General features: G+C 37.1%; 19 protein-coding genes, 3 pseudogenes and 1 riboswitch. Of the genes and pseudogenes, 20 read left to right on the forward strand and 2 right to left on the reverse strand.

The genetic code is table 11. From position 1 onward, the window contains the following. The first annotated feature begins 46 nt into the window (after positions 1 to 46). From Ana3638_RS15405 to Ana3638_RS15465, 13 genes are all read left to right on the forward strand, one after another. Complete coding sequence (locus Ana3638_RS15405) at positions 47 to 181, forward strand: GNAT family N-acetyltransferase (RefSeq protein WP_161838829.1); 135 nt, start codon at positions 47 to 49, stop codon at positions 179 to 181. A gap of 112 nt (positions 182 to 293) precedes the next feature. Further along, positions 294 to 1,217, forward strand: coding sequence for a hypothetical protein (locus Ana3638_RS15410; RefSeq protein ID WP_161838830.1), 924 nt, complete (start codon positions 294 to 296; stop codon positions 1,215 to 1,217). A 208-nt stretch (positions 1,218 to 1,425) separates the two neighbouring features. Beyond that, on the forward strand, positions 1,426 to 2,037 hold the full coding sequence (locus Ana3638_RS15415) for a class I SAM-dependent methyltransferase (RefSeq protein ID WP_246240263.1): 612 nt from the start codon (positions 1,426 to 1,428) through the stop codon (positions 2,035 to 2,037). A gap of 87 nt (positions 2,038 to 2,124) precedes the next feature. Then, complete coding sequence (locus tag Ana3638_RS15420; RefSeq protein WP_161838832.1) at positions 2,125 to 2,400, forward strand: hypothetical protein; 276 nt, start codon at positions 2,125 to 2,127, stop codon at positions 2,398 to 2,400. 372 nt (positions 2,401 to 2,772) lie between these two features. Further along, complete coding sequence (locus Ana3638_RS15425) at positions 2,773 to 3,591, forward strand: MerR family transcriptional regulator (RefSeq protein ID WP_161838833.1); 819 nt, start codon at positions 2,773 to 2,775, stop codon at positions 3,589 to 3,591. Between the two features lie 213 nt (positions 3,592 to 3,804). Beyond that, complete coding sequence (locus Ana3638_RS15430) at positions 3,805 to 4,326, forward strand: NUDIX hydrolase (protein ID WP_161838834.1); 522 nt, start codon at positions 3,805 to 3,807, stop codon at positions 4,324 to 4,326. 20 nt (positions 4,327 to 4,346) lie between these two features. Continuing rightward, the gene (locus Ana3638_RS15435) at positions 4,347 to 4,949 is read left to right on the forward strand and encodes a metallophosphoesterase family protein (protein WP_161838835.1); all 603 of its coding nucleotides are present in this window, start codon (positions 4,347 to 4,349) and stop codon (positions 4,947 to 4,949) included. Further along, entirely contained in the window at positions 4,946 to 5,251 is a 306-nt protein-coding gene (locus tag Ana3638_RS15440; protein WP_161838836.1) for a hypothetical protein, read from the forward strand. The genes Ana3638_RS15435 and Ana3638_RS15440 overlap by 4 nt, the downstream gene beginning before the upstream one ends. 119 nt (positions 5,252 to 5,370) lie before the next feature. Then, on the forward strand, positions 5,371 to 6,327 hold the full coding sequence (locus Ana3638_RS15445) for an NAD(P)H-dependent glycerol-3-phosphate dehydrogenase (protein WP_161838837.1): 957 nt from the start codon (positions 5,371 to 5,373) through the stop codon (positions 6,325 to 6,327). 483 nt (positions 6,328 to 6,810) lie between these two features. Further along, a complete protein-coding gene (locus Ana3638_RS15450) occupies positions 6,811 to 7,008 on the forward strand; it encodes a hypothetical protein (protein WP_246240266.1) in 198 nt (65 codons plus the stop codon). Positions 7,009 to 7,117: 109 nt separating this feature from the next. Next, the gene (locus Ana3638_RS15455) at positions 7,118 to 7,549 is read left to right on the forward strand and encodes a GNAT family N-acetyltransferase (protein ID WP_161838838.1); all 432 of its coding nucleotides are present in this window, start codon (positions 7,118 to 7,120) and stop codon (positions 7,547 to 7,549) included. Positions 7,550 to 7,702: 153 nt separating this feature from the next. Then, positions 7,703 to 8,329, forward strand: a complete 627-nt coding sequence (locus Ana3638_RS15460) for a serine/threonine protein kinase (protein ID WP_246240269.1) — start codon at positions 7,703 to 7,705, stop codon at positions 8,327 to 8,329. A 373-nt stretch (positions 8,330 to 8,702) separates the two neighbouring features. Further along, entirely contained in the window at positions 8,703 to 9,050 is a 348-nt protein-coding gene (locus tag Ana3638_RS15465; RefSeq protein WP_161838839.1) for a cupin domain-containing protein, read from the forward strand. A gap of 209 nt (positions 9,051 to 9,259) precedes the next feature. On the opposite strand, the gene Ana3638_RS15470 is transcribed toward Ana3638_RS15465, so the two are convergent. Next, a complete protein-coding gene (locus Ana3638_RS15470) occupies positions 9,260 to 9,442 on the reverse strand; it encodes a hypothetical protein (protein ID WP_161838840.1) in 183 nt (60 codons plus the stop codon). 29 nt (positions 9,443 to 9,471) lie between these two features. After that, positions 9,472 to 9,630: pseudogene (locus tag Ana3638_RS15475) on the reverse strand (type II toxin-antitoxin system Phd/YefM family antitoxin); the annotation flags it as partial. A gap of 268 nt (positions 9,631 to 9,898) precedes the next feature. Here Ana3638_RS15475 and Ana3638_RS26815 point away from each other — a divergent pair. From Ana3638_RS26815 to Ana3638_RS15505, 7 genes and pseudogenes are all read left to right on the forward strand, one after another. Beyond that, positions 9,899 to 10,174, forward strand: a pseudogene (locus Ana3638_RS26815) (DUF1905 domain-containing protein); the annotation flags it as partial. A 144-nt stretch (positions 10,175 to 10,318) separates the two neighbouring features. After that, positions 10,319 to 10,600, forward strand: a pseudogene (locus Ana3638_RS26820) (iron chaperone); the annotation flags it as partial. A 246-nt stretch (positions 10,601 to 10,846) separates the two neighbouring features. Then, positions 10,847 to 11,776 carry an AraC family transcriptional regulator gene (locus Ana3638_RS15490; RefSeq protein WP_161838841.1) on the forward strand — a complete coding sequence of 310 codons (930 nt, stop codon included), beginning with the start codon at positions 10,847 to 10,849 and terminating at the stop codon, positions 11,774 to 11,776. A 30-nt stretch (positions 11,777 to 11,806) separates the two neighbouring features. Continuing rightward, on the forward strand, positions 11,807 to 12,586 hold the full coding sequence (locus Ana3638_RS25270; RefSeq protein WP_246240271.1) for a hypothetical protein: 780 nt from the start codon (positions 11,807 to 11,809) through the stop codon (positions 12,584 to 12,586). A 17-nt stretch (positions 12,587 to 12,603) separates the two neighbouring features. Then, positions 12,604 to 14,103 carry an excinuclease ABC subunit UvrA gene (locus tag Ana3638_RS15495; RefSeq protein ID WP_246240274.1) on the forward strand — a complete coding sequence of 500 codons (1,500 nt, stop codon included), beginning with the start codon at positions 12,604 to 12,606 and terminating at the stop codon, positions 14,101 to 14,103. 165 nt (positions 14,104 to 14,268) lie between these two features. Next, a complete protein-coding gene (locus Ana3638_RS15500; RefSeq protein WP_161838842.1) occupies positions 14,269 to 15,249 on the forward strand; it encodes a serine hydrolase domain-containing protein in 981 nt (326 codons plus the stop codon). Between the two features lie 362 nt (positions 15,250 to 15,611). Next, positions 15,612 to 16,496: a D-psicose 3-epimerase gene (locus tag Ana3638_RS15505; RefSeq protein ID WP_161838843.1), complete on the forward strand. Its 885-nt coding sequence runs from the start codon at positions 15,612 to 15,614 to the stop codon at positions 16,494 to 16,496. A gap of 230 nt (positions 16,497 to 16,726) precedes the next feature. Continuing rightward, positions 16,727 to 16,812, forward strand: a riboswitch (cyclic di-GMP riboswitch). The last annotated feature ends 64 nt before the right edge of the window (positions 16,813 to 16,876 follow it).

Raw genomic sequence — 16,876 nt, forward strand, 5'->3', positions numbered from 1 at the left:
AAAGCGACCGCTGCTGACTTAGACAAAGTAATAAGCAGTAGAATTGATGAAGATGCTGATTGAAGAAGCAGAACAAAAGGGAGTCACGGAAATAAGTCTTGGTGCAACAGAATCAGGCAGGCCGTTATATGAAAAATGTGGATTTGTAAAAACAGAAGAAGGAATGGTTCTTAATCTGTAATAACAGAGTTTAGCAGTATATCATCGGGAATGAATATACGTGATTGAGCCTGGGAAGTGATAAATAGGAACTTGTAGTTTGGATTATTTATATAATAGGGGAGGTAATTGCTTTGAAAAAAATATCGCTTGATGAGTTTTTGAGATTAAGAAAACTGATTCACCGTAACGCAAGACCGCTTGACTTTACAAAATGGAAATATTTATTTGAAAATGGGAGCTGCGAGGATTTCCTTTCGGTTCTGTCCAGTTACCAAAATGAGGATGGCGGTTTTGGATACAACATCGAGTGCAATAATTGGAACCCTAATTCTTCACCTTATACAATATGTATAGCGTTGGATTATCTGGACACGGCAGATGATTCTGTTAGCAGTATAAAAGACACAATTATTTTGGGTATCATCAAATACCTTGATTCCTGTACACATTTGTTGGAAAACGGCTGGGTGGGGATGCAAGGAATCCCCAGCAACAATGATTTCGCACATTTGCCATGGTTTCATTTCGACCCAAAGAAAGCCACGGAAGCTGATATTGGAGTAACAAAGCGACTTTCAGACTTTATACTCAAATATGCAGACGAAAACAGTGATATCTACCACAAGGCATTGGCTTTAAAAGACAAGTATAAGCTGTGTGGTCAAATCCTACTCAATGGCGTCCCCGATTATGACCCGGTATCGTTGGAAATGAAATCATTTGACCCTGCAACATGGCCGTTTTGGTTACCATTACCAGTGTACTTTATTGGTTCGCCAAAAAGCAAGCATTATCCAGAACTTAAACATGTTGTGGATATAAATCTGGATACGATTATTGACACACTGCGCAATACAAATGAGATTCAAATAGCACCTGAGGAAGAATTAAACGCATTTGAACAGAATAACCCACATCCGGATGGCAAACGATGGTGTGTCGCTGAACAAGCAATCGGAAATTATTATTGGGGTACTCATAATATTACCTCCAATTTGGATATATTGAGGAAATTTGATAGATTGGATTTTCATCTACCTATTCAAGCAAAATGAGCATAATGTGATGTTCAACAAATTGTAAGCTATAAGAGAAGTTTTTGAGTTCTTATTAGAGTATGATTATATTTATAAAGCTATAACAGTGGAAGGCTGTTGTAGGTTGTATTATCATGGGTGATTGTAAAGCAGGGCATATCCTGCGGACGGACTTTCAAATACATAACTTAGATTTATAATAAAAACAAAAGGACGGAAAATGGATATGGATAAGTCAAATAAGAGATTTTGGGAAAGGTTTGCATTTCTATATACAGGATTTATGAAAAAGAATGATACGGCCTACACTGAATTGTGCGGTTACATTCGAAAACATCTGACGCATGCTGATTCTGTATTGGAATTAGCCTGCGGTACAGGCCAACTCACTTATCGTCTTGCTGGAGAAGTGAACGCATGGACAGCAACCGACTTTTCACCAAAGATGGTAGAAGAAGCTAAGAAACAGGGAAAAGAAGCTAACATTGAATTCGGTGTTGAAGATGCGACGGCTCTTACATATAATGATGATTCGTTTGATGTTGTAGTGATAGCAAATGCTCTGCATATTATGCCAGAACCTGATAAAGCATTGTCAGAAATTTGCAGAGTATTAAAACAGGGAGGGCTTTTGATTGCACCAACTTTTGTATATGATGGGAATTATAATAAACTATTAATTTGGATGATGGAAAAGGTAGGGTTTCGTACCTTCCATAATTGGAAGGCAAGAGAACTGAAAGATTTTGTTACATCATATGGATTTACATTAGTAAGTGGTGAAATTGTCAAAGCAAAACCGCTTGATGAATGCATTTTAATTGCACATAAAAAGTGATAGATTTTATTTGTCAAATGATTGAGGAAAAAGTTTTATTGGTTCATAATATTCAATATTGATAGAAATACGAGCGAGGGCCTTTTTATGGAAGCATATCTTCAGATGGGAAACCAAGAAGAAGCGAAGAGAAGTGCCATAAAAATGATGAATGATATCGTTGGTACGCTTCAGAATCCAAACCCATTGTTATTCTATCCGATAATCAAGATACAGGAAGGACAAACAGCAGTAATAAAAGAAATGAAGGAAATGCCATTAGAGGGATTATTGAAAGAAGAATCCTTGGCCGACTTTCAGCAGGACGAAAAATTCCAGATAGCTATCAAAAAATTACAGCAGGATATACAAAATTGTAAATAAAAACTTAACTTATCGATGACTTGAATATTAAATTATTCGATTTAATATATAACATAGGTTTTGCAAATATAATCTATGAAGTATGATAAAGAGGGCGTTCCAAAAGTATGGAAATGACTTGAGGGATACCCTGTTTTGTTTTTAAACTGTTCTGAGAAAAACGGGAGATATTCTGGGCAGCCTCGTTCTTTCGTCAGTTAATTAAGTGATACAGTGACTGCGATACCTTTTTATGATATGATTTTTGCAAATTCTATACATGGAAATTATGGATGCACTGAAATAAAATGATATTTTAGTATTGACTCTTACATTATGGTATACTTTATCATAAAGATGAGCTCAAAAACACATATATGTGAGGAAAATAAAATGTTAAGAATAGGTGATTTTTCAAAATTATCAAGGATAAGTATACGGATGCTGAGGCATTATGATGAAGTGGGACTTCTAATACCAAAACACATAGATAATTTTACAAGCTATCGTTATTATAGCGAAGAGCAACTTGCAGTTGCCAGTAGAATTATTTCATTGAAGGACATGGGTTTTAGCTTATCGACTATTAAAGAAATATTAAAAAGCTATGATAACCCAAAAGCATTATCTGACTATTTAATGGTAAAACATACAGAAATGCAGGAAGAAGAAGCTGAAATTCAGCAACGTTTACTTCTCCTTGAAACAGCTATTAAAAGGCTGAGAGAGGATGATAATGCTATGAAGTATGATGTTATTTTAAAAACTGTTCCGCAGCGGTATGTAGCAAGTGTTAGAAAGATAATACCGGCATATAATCAGGAAGGAATGCTTTGGAATATCCTGATGACAGAAACAGCGGCGCTGCAAATGATACCAGAAGATAATTGCTGCAGTTTAGCTATGTATCACGATGGAGATTACAAAGACAGCGATGTGGATGTTGAAATTCAGATATCTGTAAAGGGAAAATATGAAAATACGGAGCATGTAATTTTTAAAGTAGTTCCTGAAGTACAGATAGCTTCTGCAACTTATAAAGGAAGCTATGAACAAATCACTGAAGTGAATCACACAGTGGCAAACTGGGTTAGAGATAATGGTTATGAATTTAATGGTGCAATGTTTTGTATTTATCATGTAAGCCCTGCGCAAACTAAGAATCCAGATGACATGGTAACTGAAGTTTGCTATCCAATCAAAAAGAAATAGCAGTTTAAACCAAAACCGTCTGTTATTATACAGGCGGTTTTGTATTTCAAAATGTAGAAAAAGTTAATAATCAAAAATGTTGTGATCTCTCATCCTCTATACTACACCAGAAAATAGTGGTAGTAAATACTGGAACGATGGTGTAAAATGGAAATAATTAAGAGGGATATTGCATGTGTGAGGATCAAAAACTGAAGTTTATTTGGGGTAAATATGGAACTCTGGGATGTATATGATATAAATAGAATCAAAGCAAACAAAACTATGGTTCGTGGGGAATCTTTTGAAATAGGAAATTACCATTTAGTCATCCATGTATGTATTTTTAATTCGGAAGGTAATATGCTGATTCAACAAAGACAACCTTTTAAAGAAGGGTGGCCAAACATGTGGGATATCACTGCCGGCGGAAGTGCTACAAAGGGTGATACAAGTCAGTCTGCTGCAGAAAGAGAATTGTTTGAAGAAATTGGATTAAGGCTGGATTTAAAAGATATTAGGCCTCACATAACTATAAACTTTAGCAACGGATTTGATGATGTTTATCTGTTGGAAAAAGATGTTGATATCTCTAAGCTATCCTTGCAGTATGATGAGGTTCAAAATGTTAAGTGGGCTTCAAAAGAAGAAATATTTTTGATGATAGAGCGCGGTGAATTCATACCATATTACCCAAGTTTAATACAGCTGCTTTTTGATATTCGAAAACAATACGGATGCCATCAAACAAAATGAGTATATGAGGTGGTTTATATATGAAATTTGCAGTCTTTGCGGATTTACACTACGACGTTATACATGACGGAGACAGGCGATTGCATGAGTTTATTAATTCGGTGAAAGAAGAAAACATAGATTTTATAATTGAGATGGGAGATTTATGCCATCCGACTGATGCGAATAAATATCTGATTTCGGAATTGAAAGAAGTAGGAGTTCCATGCTTCTTTACTGTAGGCAATCATAATTCGGATGCTTATTCAATTGATACCGTGCTTAAATTCTGTGAGATGGAAAATAATTATTATTCCTTTATATTTGGAAATATCAAGTTTATTGCTCTTGACGCAAACTATATCAAAACTGCTGATGGATATGAACCATACTGTAAACGAAACTATGAAAGAACGAATGGAGAGTATCCGTATATCCCTCCAGAAGAAATAGAGTGGATGAAAAATGAATTGCAAGAGGAACAGTATTATTATGTTGTATTAACTCACCAAAGTCTTTCAAATGATTTTATTAATCGTGGTATATCTAATCGTAGAGAAATTAGAAGAATTCTTGAAGAAAGAAATCGTAACGGGAAGAAAGTATTGCTTTGTATGAATGGACATGACCACGGGATGATGTGAAAATTATCAATGAAATTCATTATTATACCTTGAATTCAATGTCATATATATGGCAGGGAATAAAGGAGACCTTTAATTATAGTGGAGAAATACATAAACAATATCCCTCTTTAAAGAACTTAATTCTATATCAGGAGTCATTACATGTCATTGTAGCTATTGATGATAATATGAATATTCAGATAAATGGGATGAAAGGACATTATCAAAATATAACGCCATCTGATATTGGTATGGGAAATACATGGAATGGCGTTTCGATTGAACCAAGAACAACGTCCTTTTACATTGGATATAAGTAAATTCGATATGTAAGAATATATTGATGCTATAAATATGGTAGTACTCATTTAGAGTTGCTGAAATAATTATAGTAAATCATAACTGATTGCATTAAGAAAAAGAGATTAAAGGAGACAAAATGAAGATAACAGTAATAGGATGTGGAAGATGGGGTTCCTTAATAGCTTGGTATTTAGATAATATTAAGCATGAGGTTACGTTATATGGACGTGAATCATCAGGTAATATGCAACGTTTCATCAGGGAAAGAAAGAATGAATTGCTACAACTTCCTGATGCAATTAAGCTTACAACAAATCTGAATTGCGTCAGAGATACAGAAATTATAGTAATATCTATCAATTCACAGGGATTGCAAGGGCTAATGGATGAACTGAAAGAATATAATTTGAAAAATAAAATAATTGTCTTATGTATGAAGGGCATTGAGATATCAACTGGACGTAGACTATCACAAGTCGCGAATGATAGCTTGGATTATTCGAATGAAGTAGCAGTGTGGCTTGGTCCAGGTCATGTACAAGAGTTTTATAAAGGTATTCCAAATTGTATGGTAATAGACAGTAATAATGAATCAGTTAAAAAATTGTTGGTTGATAGCTTTTCAAGTAATTTAATACGTTTCTATTACGGACAGGACTTGATAGGAAATGAAATCGGTGGAGCATCAAAGAATGTAATAGGAATAGCATCAGGAATACTTGATGGGTTAAAGCTATCAACCTTAAAAGGAGCACTGATGTCAAGAGGAACAAGGGAAGTGGCAAGACTGATAAAGGCTGTCGGTGGAAATGAATTATCAGCATATGGTTTGTGTCATCTCGGCGATTATGAGGCAACGGTATTTTCGAAATATAGTCATAACAGGCAGTTTGGTGAAGCGTTTGTAAAACATGAAAAATATTATGAATTGGCTGAAGGATATTATACAGTAAAAGCGTTGATGAAACTTGGAAAATATTATGGCGTTGAATTGCCAATATGTACTGCAGTATACGATATTCTTTATAATGGTGTAGATGCAAAAGAAGCATTGGACAGTTTATTTACACGAAGTATAAAAAATGAATTCTAAAGCGAATTTTTTCATACCGCTGCCCCGTTTTAGGGCAGAAATATGATATTCCAAGTGATTATTGGGAGAAATATATAATTACACCTGTTATAGAAACGGAAAGAATGATTTTGAGACCATTTTACTTGCCGATGCAAGTGATGAATAGAATTTGAAATGAAGTTGTGGGATTTGCCTTAAACGATAGAACAATTGGGATGTAAGTCAGAAGAATGTTTATATGTGGATGACAGAGGGGGGATTTGGAAGCAGCAAGCAAAGTTGGAATGAATACAGTTTTGTTCAATAGCAGAATTGTTCAATATGAAAGCAATACGGTTACTGATTTTAACCGACTTACTAATATGTTGTCATAATAACGTCAAATTCCAAGTTGTGTAAAGTATTAATTCGAATTTATCTGGAATTTTGAATAAGTTAACTTGCATTTTGAATGATGAATACATATAGTTTCTATTCAAAAATATTGAGAGGAATGGAACAATGAAAGATATTCCGATATATGACACGTTTGCTAAGATTGAGCCAATTACAAAAGGCATGTCAGGAGATCAAAAATATTATATTGAAACAATAGATGGTAAACATCTGTTACTTAGGATTGCTGATTCCTCGCATGGAAGCACTTCACTCCGAAGCTGTTCGTTTTCCCGGAGATACTATCATTTTGAATTATCTTGAAAGGAATGGAGAAATATTAGACAACCGTCCACATTGACGTCATCTCGGCGATTACCATATGGGTAATATGATACAAAATAAACATATGTAATGAAGAGGGAAGAGGACCATGGAGCAGATAGTTGAAGCAAAATCAATACTCAAAAAAAAGGATTTACTAGCTGTACTAGCAGAAAGCGTATATAACCCAACTGAAGAAAGATTAATGAATCGGGCAAATAATTACATAATTAACCCGAATACAGCAGTTTATGCGAATAAGGAAAATGATACATATAAAGGGATCATTGTTATAGACTTTAGTAATATTAATGCAATTGAAATACTTGATATTGCTGTTTCTGCCAGCTTTCAAAAGTCAGGGATAGGAAGCTCTTTGATTAATCATTGCATTAATATGTTTCATCCAGATGAAATAATTGCCGAAACGGATGATGATGCTGTTGAGTTTTATGAAAAATTCGGTTTTCATATATTATCTTTGGGTGATAAGTACGGGGCCGGAATAATGAGATACCAATGTACTTTTAAATGTAAATAGTCTTTAGCGTTATGTAATTCCACACGATAATCCCTTGTTAAAATAGATATTTTTTGAACAAGGGAGATGATTTGGATGATAATAAATAATACTGTATGTCTGAATAATAAGAGGGTGGCTACATCATAGTTCCCCTCTAATATGGAGGGAAAAATGGTTACACAAATTATTGATAATATTTCTTTTACACTGAAAGAATCCTGTGATTTTTCTTTTTTATCAGAATACGGGAAGCTGTTCAACGTTTTTGACCAAAATGACTCAGGAAATATTAGTTTTGGCATGAAAAATGGGAACATAAAGTATTTTATAAAAGTTGCTGGAGCTAAAACGGCAGAATCCTGCATAGATACTCAGGAAACAGTGGGAGTTCTCAAAAAAGCAATGCCTATATATGAAATATTGAAACATCCTGTTTTAATAGAATTAGTTGAACATTATAAGCATAAGGAGTTGTATATAGCAGTATTCAAATGGGCAGAAGGCGATTGTTTATTTGACCATTGGAATTTTGAAAAATATGCAATGAATCCGCTATTACAATCACCGAAAAGCAAATTCAAACAATTACCGATTGATAAAAGACTTAAATCCGTAAGAACCATGTTTGAGTTCCTGGTATATGTAGAAAGTAAGGGATATGTTGCAGTTGATTTTTATGACGGAAGCATCATGTATGATTTCGATAATGATACTACCACGATTTGCGATATAGATTTATTTCGCAAGACACCAACATTTAATGATATGGGCGAAGAGTACTGGGGACGAAGAGGCTGAAAGCGCCAGAAGAATATACATATGGAGCGGTTATTGATGGAGCTACGAATGTCTTTACGTTAGGAGCTCTGATATTTCACTTTTTTGGTAGTTATTCAGAAGCTGATATTGGACAAATGTATAAAAACAATACATTTTTCCCATGTGCTTTGGAAAAATGGGAATTAAACAGGAAAGCATATGAGGTTACACTAAAAGCAGTGAATAAAGATAGAAGTGGAAGATATCAGACAATGTCAGATTTTTTTAGGGCATGGGAAAAGGTATAATTTTATACTTCTTGGGGAGAAATAGATGCAGGAAAGTTTTATCGTTATTATAGCCCAAATTGGGTATATTAAAGTTTAAGCTTAAATTAAAGGAGGAGTTATCTATGAACAAGTTTATTATCAATGATTATTTTTATGAGCCACAGGGAAAAATCGCCAAGCGAATGCTTTTCAAAAGCGATAATGTAATTGCTTTTGTTCTAAACATTGCAAAAGGAGAAATGCTGCCGGGACACACACATCTAGAATCGACCCTTTTCTTGCAGGTCATGGAGGGTAATGCCAAGGTTGTCACAGATGGCAAGGAAACCTCGTTGCAGGTGGGCGAGTTAATGCAGGTTGATGGTCAGGAAAGCTTGCAGGTTATAAACACCGGTGAAGATGTCTTACGCCTTTACGTCACAATTTCACCAATGGGTTCTGAAGCCTTTGCAACAGATGCAAATGTTTAATGACTTATCTTTATTCTTGCCAAGTTAATAACTTTTTTCTCCATTTATATCGCTTATTTAAATTGATAGATATAAGGCAAGATAAGCATACAGCGACGCTGATTGGTGGTTGGATGAGAAAAACTTTGAAGCTAGGAAAACCTGTGTCAGCGCTGCAAAGGGCTTGTATCAAATCGTAGCGGACAATGGAGGTATCGCATAGAAAAGGTTCATCTAACAATGCAACAAAGAAGAATCCCAGGAAAATCAAGCGTTTCAGTTCTTTTCGCTTTTTGAAAGAAAGAAATGGAATAAGAGGAAGTAAAGTCAGGATCATAATCGTCATAACATAAATCGCAGTAATGCATTAATATATCCTTAACCGAAGCGCTGGCTTCAACCTGGTATACCATTTTTTTCTCCTGAATTCTCTCTCATAATTTCAACTAATTTCTTTGGCAGGGAGGCCTTGTATTCCATGGCTCCTTTGTTCTGCAATTTCAAGAAGCTTTTCTCTGAGTTCCAGTCGTTTTGTTCTCTGGTCAAATGAATCAATATCCATTACAACTAAATCACCCTCTCCATTTTTGGTAAGGTAGACAGGTTCACCGGTCGTTTTACAGAGAAGAAAGAATAAGAAAAAATATGCACAATAAAGTTAGCGTATATGCAAATAAGAAACAACTTGATTTATAGTTGGATATGCAGCGCGGAAAATAATTAATGGAGTATATTGTTATGGCATATTAGACTCTGTTATGATAAAATATATTAAATGATGACATAGGAAAAAAAGTTCGGAAAATCCAATGATTTACTATATCAAGAAAGAACTTGTACCTTTCGGACAAGTTTGAGAGGTGAATGAAATGAATAAAATATATGAGTTTGAAGCAGAAATCAAGAAAGTGCCCGACATGGACGGTGCGTATGTTGAATTCCCTTATGATGTGAAAGCGGAGTTTGGCAAGGGCAGAGTAAAAGTCCGGGCAACTTTTGATGGGGAGCCTTATAATGGGAGTATTGTTAATATGGGTGTGAAGAATCCGGATGACTCGATTTGCTATATCATCGGTTTGCGTAAGGACATTCGTGCAAAAATCGGTAAACAATCAGGTGATCGTGTGAAAGTTACCATAATAGAGGATGAGGTGAACACTTTGTGGCAATGCCCTAAATGCGGACGAGAATTCAAAAACACTTCTCAAGACCATTACTGTGGTGAGCCGCCGAAAACGATTGACGCATATATAGCAGCACAACCTGAGGGTGTTCAACCATATTTGAATCAGGTCCGAGCTACAATCCGTGCTGTACTCCCGGACGCACAGGAACGTATCTCGTGGAGTATGCCGACTTACTGGAGCAAGCATAACATTATCCATTTTGCGGCGTTTAAAAAGCACATTGGGTTATACCCCGGCGAAAAAGCGGTTGAGTATTTTACAGACCGTTTGACGGAATACAAGACAAGCAAAGGTGCAATACAGTTACCATACAGTAAGCCGCTTCCGTTGGAGTTGATCGCAGAAATTGCGAAATGGTGCTATGAAACAGGGAAACATCATTGATAAGTCGGTGAAACGATATGGTTTAAATGCAGGCATTCTATACTTCATTATAATCCGAAACAATAGCTGAAGAAATAAAAAAGTTTACGATTGAATTTTGACCTTTCAACTTATAATTATAGTGGCCATCCATTTTCATGATAAATGAAGAGGGATGGCTTTTATTCGTTTTAGTCAGTTAAGATTGATTCGTCAAGAAATAAAATTTCTGTTATACTGGGATTAACAGGAGCAGGAGGGAATCATATGTCAGAACAGAAGTGTAAGGAAGAGTACATACGAAGAATTCATAAAGTGCAGGATTACATCGAGCATCATATAGGACAGTCCCTGTCCACCACGGAGCTTGCCGGTGCCGCAGGGTTTTCCAAATATCATTTCAGCCGGATCTTTCAGGGTATGTTACATGAACCGTTAGCCCATTATGTGAACCGGATTCGAATGGAGAGGGCAGTATTTTTGCTGGCACACCGGACAGATAAAAATATAACGGACATTGCCTATGAACTTGGGCTCTCGGATTCAGCCGTATTTTCCCGGGCATTTAAGAATTACTATGGCGTCAGTCCAAGAGAATACCGGAGGGAATATAGCAAGAATTGCAAAGATTCTTACCTTTTATCTGAGTACAATAAGAACACAGCAAAGAAAGAATGGGCAGGAGATCCGTTTCCTGTTACCGGGCAGATTACCATTGAAAACCTGGATGAGAAACAGGTTGCTTATGTGAGACATACAGGCACTTATGAGACATTAGCGAAAGAGTATGGGGGCCTGATGCAGACGTTATTTGCTCATGCAAAGAAGCAGAACTTTCTTAAGGATGGTCAGAACTGGGTGCTTGCTATGTATCATGACAATCCTGAATTCGGAGAAGAGAGCCAATTCCGTACCAGTTTATGCCTGACGGTGCCAGAGAACATTCGGATTCAGGAGGACGGAATCCTTGGAAGGATGAAGCTAGAAGGCGGTCTGTATGCGGTCGGACATTTTCAGATTCAGCAGGAACAGTACGGCGATGCCTGGAATTACATGTATCAGGAGTGGATCATGGGCAGTGGTTATGTTCCGAGAGACTACAATCCATTTGAAGTGTATCGTAACGATGCGTCTGCCAATGAGAGTCATATCCATGAAGTAGACATCTACGTTCCCATTGAACCCATTCGTTTCTAACATGCTGCAAATCGATTCCGAGGTGAGCATATGGAAGAAATCAAAATTTGGGGAGCACGAATCCATAATTTGAAAAATATCAATCTAACAATTCCCAAACGGGGGCTTGTAGCTATTACCGGTATCAGTGGCTCCGGTAAATCCAGTCTTGCATTTGATATCCTGTTTGAAGAAGGCAAGAACCAGTATCTAAGGTCGATTGGCATTCTGGCCGGACTTGATAACGAGGACCGGTTCAATACGATGGAAGGCATCGGTCCAACGGTGGCGGTACGCCAGAATACAATAAGACTGAGCAATCCCCGTTCTACAGTTGGCACAAAGACCGGAATTCTAAACCAGCTGGCCCTCATTTATGCCAGTGACGGAAAAGCTTTGGATGAGAATAGTGAACATCTCTCCCCAGGCTTCTTTCTCTATACAACGGCTGATGGCATGTGTCTTAGCTGCCAGGGCAGAGGTTTTTATTATGATATCAATCTAAAGCAGTTGATTCCAGATAAAACAACATCCCTTTTGGAGGTCTATAAGAGTCTGCAGGTAACCGATGGTTTCTTACGGATATTAAAGAAGAAATACGGCATGTATTTTGAGACCCCATTCTGGGAACTTCCAGAAGATATTAAAGGTCAAGTTGTTTATGGAACATATGACAATGGTAAACAAAGTTACTGTCTGGAGAGAATACTAAGAAATGCTTATGAAAAGGGCGAGGATGTGGAGGAGGTCTATGAGGAGAAGATCTGTACAGCCTGTCAGGGGAGAGGATCGGCGAAGAAGCGAAAAAAGTATTCCTTGGCGGAAAGCTGATTGGCGAGCTGGGACAGATGACACTGTCCGGTCTTCTCCATTTCTTAAGCCAAATACCGGAGGAAGAGCTATCCCAGTTTGGCAGAAACGTGGTAAAAAATGTGAAAGAGAAATTAAAGCATCTGATCCGGTTTCGCTTAGGACATCTGACTCTTTACCGGGAGATGGCGTCCTTAAGCGGCGGCGAAGTCCAGCGCATTTTTCTCCATCTCCATCTGGAGTCTGGACTGGATTCCCTGATCTATGTCTTTGATGAACCCATGGCAGGATTGCATCCATCGGAGAAGCAAAGTATGATTAAAGCGGTAAAGGAATTAAGAGACCTTGGTAATACAGTGATTGTAGTGGAGCATGATAAAGAGATGATTCGTCATGCCGATTATATTATCGAGATTGGTCCTAAGGCAGGTGTAGAAGGAGGAACAGTGGTCTACCAGGGTGATTATGAAGAATACGAGAAAGCAGATACACTGCTTAGTCAGTTCTTTTATGGCAAACGTTTGATGCCGGAACGGACGGTCAGAAAGCATAACATTGATAAGGAAGACTGTCTTACCTTGGACCATGCCAATACCCATTATTTAAAAGATTTAACCGTAACATTCCCGCTTCATGTTATGATTGGTATTGCCGGATTATCCGGAAGTGGTAAGAGTTCTCTGATTGAGACACTTTTGAAACGTCTTGCAAGTGCATGCAAATTTGGTAAAGCAGTTGGGCATGCAACTGGTATAGCAGGAGTAGAACGAATTAATGGTTTTGTAAAGATATCCCAGGAACCTATTGGAAGAAATGCCAATTCTACACCTGCCTCTTATATTGGTATCTGGGATAAGATTCGGGAACTTTATGCAAAACAGCCGGAAGCAAAAATAAGAAACAAAAGTGCCGGACATTTTTCGTTTCATTCGAAAGGAGCATGTAGGGATTGTGGCGGCAGCGGTTTTGAAAGGATTTTTCTGACCTCTGATTTTTCCGTAGATAAACTCTGCAAGACATGTCAGGGCAAGCGGTTTAACGAAGAAAGTCTTTCCGTAGATTATAAAGGAAAAACGATTGCCGATGTGTTAGAAATGAGTATAACAGAAGCTGTTTTCTTCTTTGCAGATCAAAATAACATTGTAAAACCTCTGTGTATCTTAGAACAGATAGGCATGGGTTATTTAAGACTTGGCCAGCCATCAGCTACTTTAAGCGGTGGTGAGGCACAGAGGGTGAAGCTTGCCAAAGAGCTGGGACGGCAGTTAAAGGGTAATATGCTATATGTATTAGATGAACCAACGACCGGACTTAGCCTGTATGATACGGCATTGCTGTTAAAGCTGTTAGATCAACTGGTAGCCGGGGGCAATTCGGTGATTGTCATTGAACATAATATAGAGGTCTTAAAGAGTTGTGATTATATCATTGAACTTGGTCCGGAAGGCGGGGATAAGGGCGGTGAGATTATTGCCCAAGGAACTCCGGGGAGTCTGAGAGATAATCCAAATTCCAAGACAGGGAGGTATCTAGTGTAAATAGTCTCGTAAAGTACATGCGGGCCAAAAGCCTCGGATACGATACCTCCGAAGAACAGCTGCCTTTGCTGTTCTTTGGGATTTATGGAGCCGCTGCAGCGGAAGGGATTTAATATTACCTAGGTGGAATTGGAACTATATGAGATTTGGTGGAAAGGAAACTATATGGATCAAAGAAAAAAGGTATTGTTAGAAAAGATAATAAACAGCAGCTATAATAACACAGCAGGTTTAATAGTACTAAAAAACGGTAAGACATTATATGAAAACTACTTTAATGAATATACTGGTGCCAACGCCGTTCATGTAGCATCGGTAACAAAAAGTATTTTTTCTGCTTTGATTGGTATCGCCATAGGGAATGGGCAAATCAAAAGTATGGATCAGAAAGTATTGGAGTTTTTCCCGGATTACACCATAAATAGAGGCGAAAAAACGATACAGCGAGTTACGATTAAGAATATGCTCACTATGACTGCCCCTTATAAATATAAATCGGAACCATACGAACAGTTTTTTGCAAGTGATAACTGGATAAAATTTGCTCTGGATTTATTAGGAGGTAGGGGACAGATAGGAGAATTTACGTATTCAGCTATCATAGGTACACATATTTTATCGGGTATTCTCATTAAAGCAACAGGACAATCAGTGTTTGATTTTGCAACAGAAAAATTATTCTCCCCATTGGAAATTCAGGTAGGAAACAATGTGGTATTACAAAATAAAGAAGAACAGCTTGCTTTTTTTAAGGATAAAAATGTTAGGGGTTGGGTGGCCGACCAGCAAGGGGTAAATACAGCAGGCTGGGGCCTCACCCTGACCCCTATGGATATGGCCAAAATAGGTCAATTGTACTTAGATGGCGGGTTATGGAAGGATAAACAAATAATACCGGCATGGTGGATAGATGAGAGTACAAAGGAACATAGCCGATGGGGTAAATTATCGTATGGCTATCTCTGGTGGATTCTTGATGATAAAGAACATATCTATGCAGCTTTGGGAGATGGAGGAAATGTGATTTATGTTAACACTAAGAAAAAAATGGTAGTTTCAATTGCTTCTCTTTTTGTGCCCCATGCTAAGGATAGAATAAAACTAATTAAAGAGTATATTGAGCCAATGTTTGAAAATTGTGTATAGTGAAATCTGCTTTCGGGGAGATTTATACGAGAGAGTACAACAACTTCCAAGTTGCATGGTAAACGAAAAAATATTACGATTTATATGAAATAAGTGTTATAAACGGCATAGTGAATAAAGATATAGCCGAGGAGTAATCCCCGGCTTTTACTTTGTTTAAAGGAAATGGTATATTAAAGTTTGTTTTTTTGACACTCGAAAGAGTATCCCTAAGTATGTCAGGAAAAGTTGATATTTATAAATTCGGATGTCTGAAATATTGTGGACGAATTTAAGGACATGTGGTATCCTTGAAATAGCGAGATCCGACTATATATTTATATTGAAGATTTGAATAACAATAAAAACCAGGAGGCTGTTTTATGCAACATGGAATATACTATGCGTATTGGGAAAAGGAATGGGCAGGAGATTATCTTTATTATATAAAGAAAGTTGCGAAGTTAGGCTTTGATATTCTCGAAATCGCTGCAGGTCCTCTTCCGGACTACACTGACTTACAATTAAAAGAATTAAAAGAATGTGCAGAGGCAAATCATATACGTTTGACAGTAGGATATGGCCCCTCTCCGGCTAATAATATAGCTTCAAGTGAGGAAGCGGTACATAAAAATGCTATGACTTTTTATACCGATCTTTTTAAACGTATGAGAAAAATAAATGCGACCTTAATTGGCGGGGCGATTTATTCTTGTTGGCCTATTGATTATTCCAAAACGGTTGATAAAAAAGGTGACTGGGGCAGAGGTGTAGAAGGAATAGCAAAATTGAGTAAAATTGCCCGTGAATGCGGCGTTGAAACATTAGGGTTAGAGGTATTAAACCGATTTGAAAATCATGTTTTAAATACCGCTGAAGAAGGGGTACAGTTTGTAAAGGAAGTTAGAGAGTTAGACCCGGATGCAGTTAATGTAAAAGTAATGCTCGATACATTCCATATGAATATAGAAGAGCAGAGTATCGGTCAGGCAATTCGAACAGCAGGTGCGTATTTGGGTCATTTTCATACCGGGGAATGTAATCGTATGGTTCCCGGAAAGGGACGCACACCTTGGCGTGAAATCGGTGAAGCACTAAGAGATATTAATTATAATAAAACTGTTGTAATGGAACCTTTTGTAAGATCTGGAGGTCAGGTAGGCCAGGATATTAAAATATGGCGTGAAATCATAGAAGATACTACAGAAAGCTCTCTTGATAAAGATGCCAAGGCTGCTTTGGAATTCCAAAGATATATGCTTGGTTAAAGGCATGGTCAGCCTGTTTTCTTTTACGGGTCTGGCGGGCCTGGCTATTGAGTATTCCCAAATGGTATAAATCGAATTGTAAAAACTGCCAAATAATGTTAATATATATAATATAATTAAAATAAATCTTGATTTAATTTTATGTTTTGAAATCAATGTAGTAAATAATTTTGTATTAAATTTATAAAAAGTATTGCATAAGATGGGAATATGTAGTACAATATTCCTATATTTGGTAAGGGCAAACTTATCGAAAGATAAGGACGCAAAGCTTAGGGTCTAAATCTGATTACAGATACGACAGCCGGTTGCACAAAGGTAATTTAGATTACTGTTTCTATGCAATTTAAGCTCTGTGTTTTTCACAGAGCTTTTTTACA

This window comes from Anaerocolumna sedimenticola (genome assembly GCF_009931695.1).
In the GTDB taxonomy this organism is placed as follows: Bacteria; Bacillota; Clostridia; order Lachnospirales; family Lachnospiraceae; genus Anaerocolumna; species Anaerocolumna sedimenticola.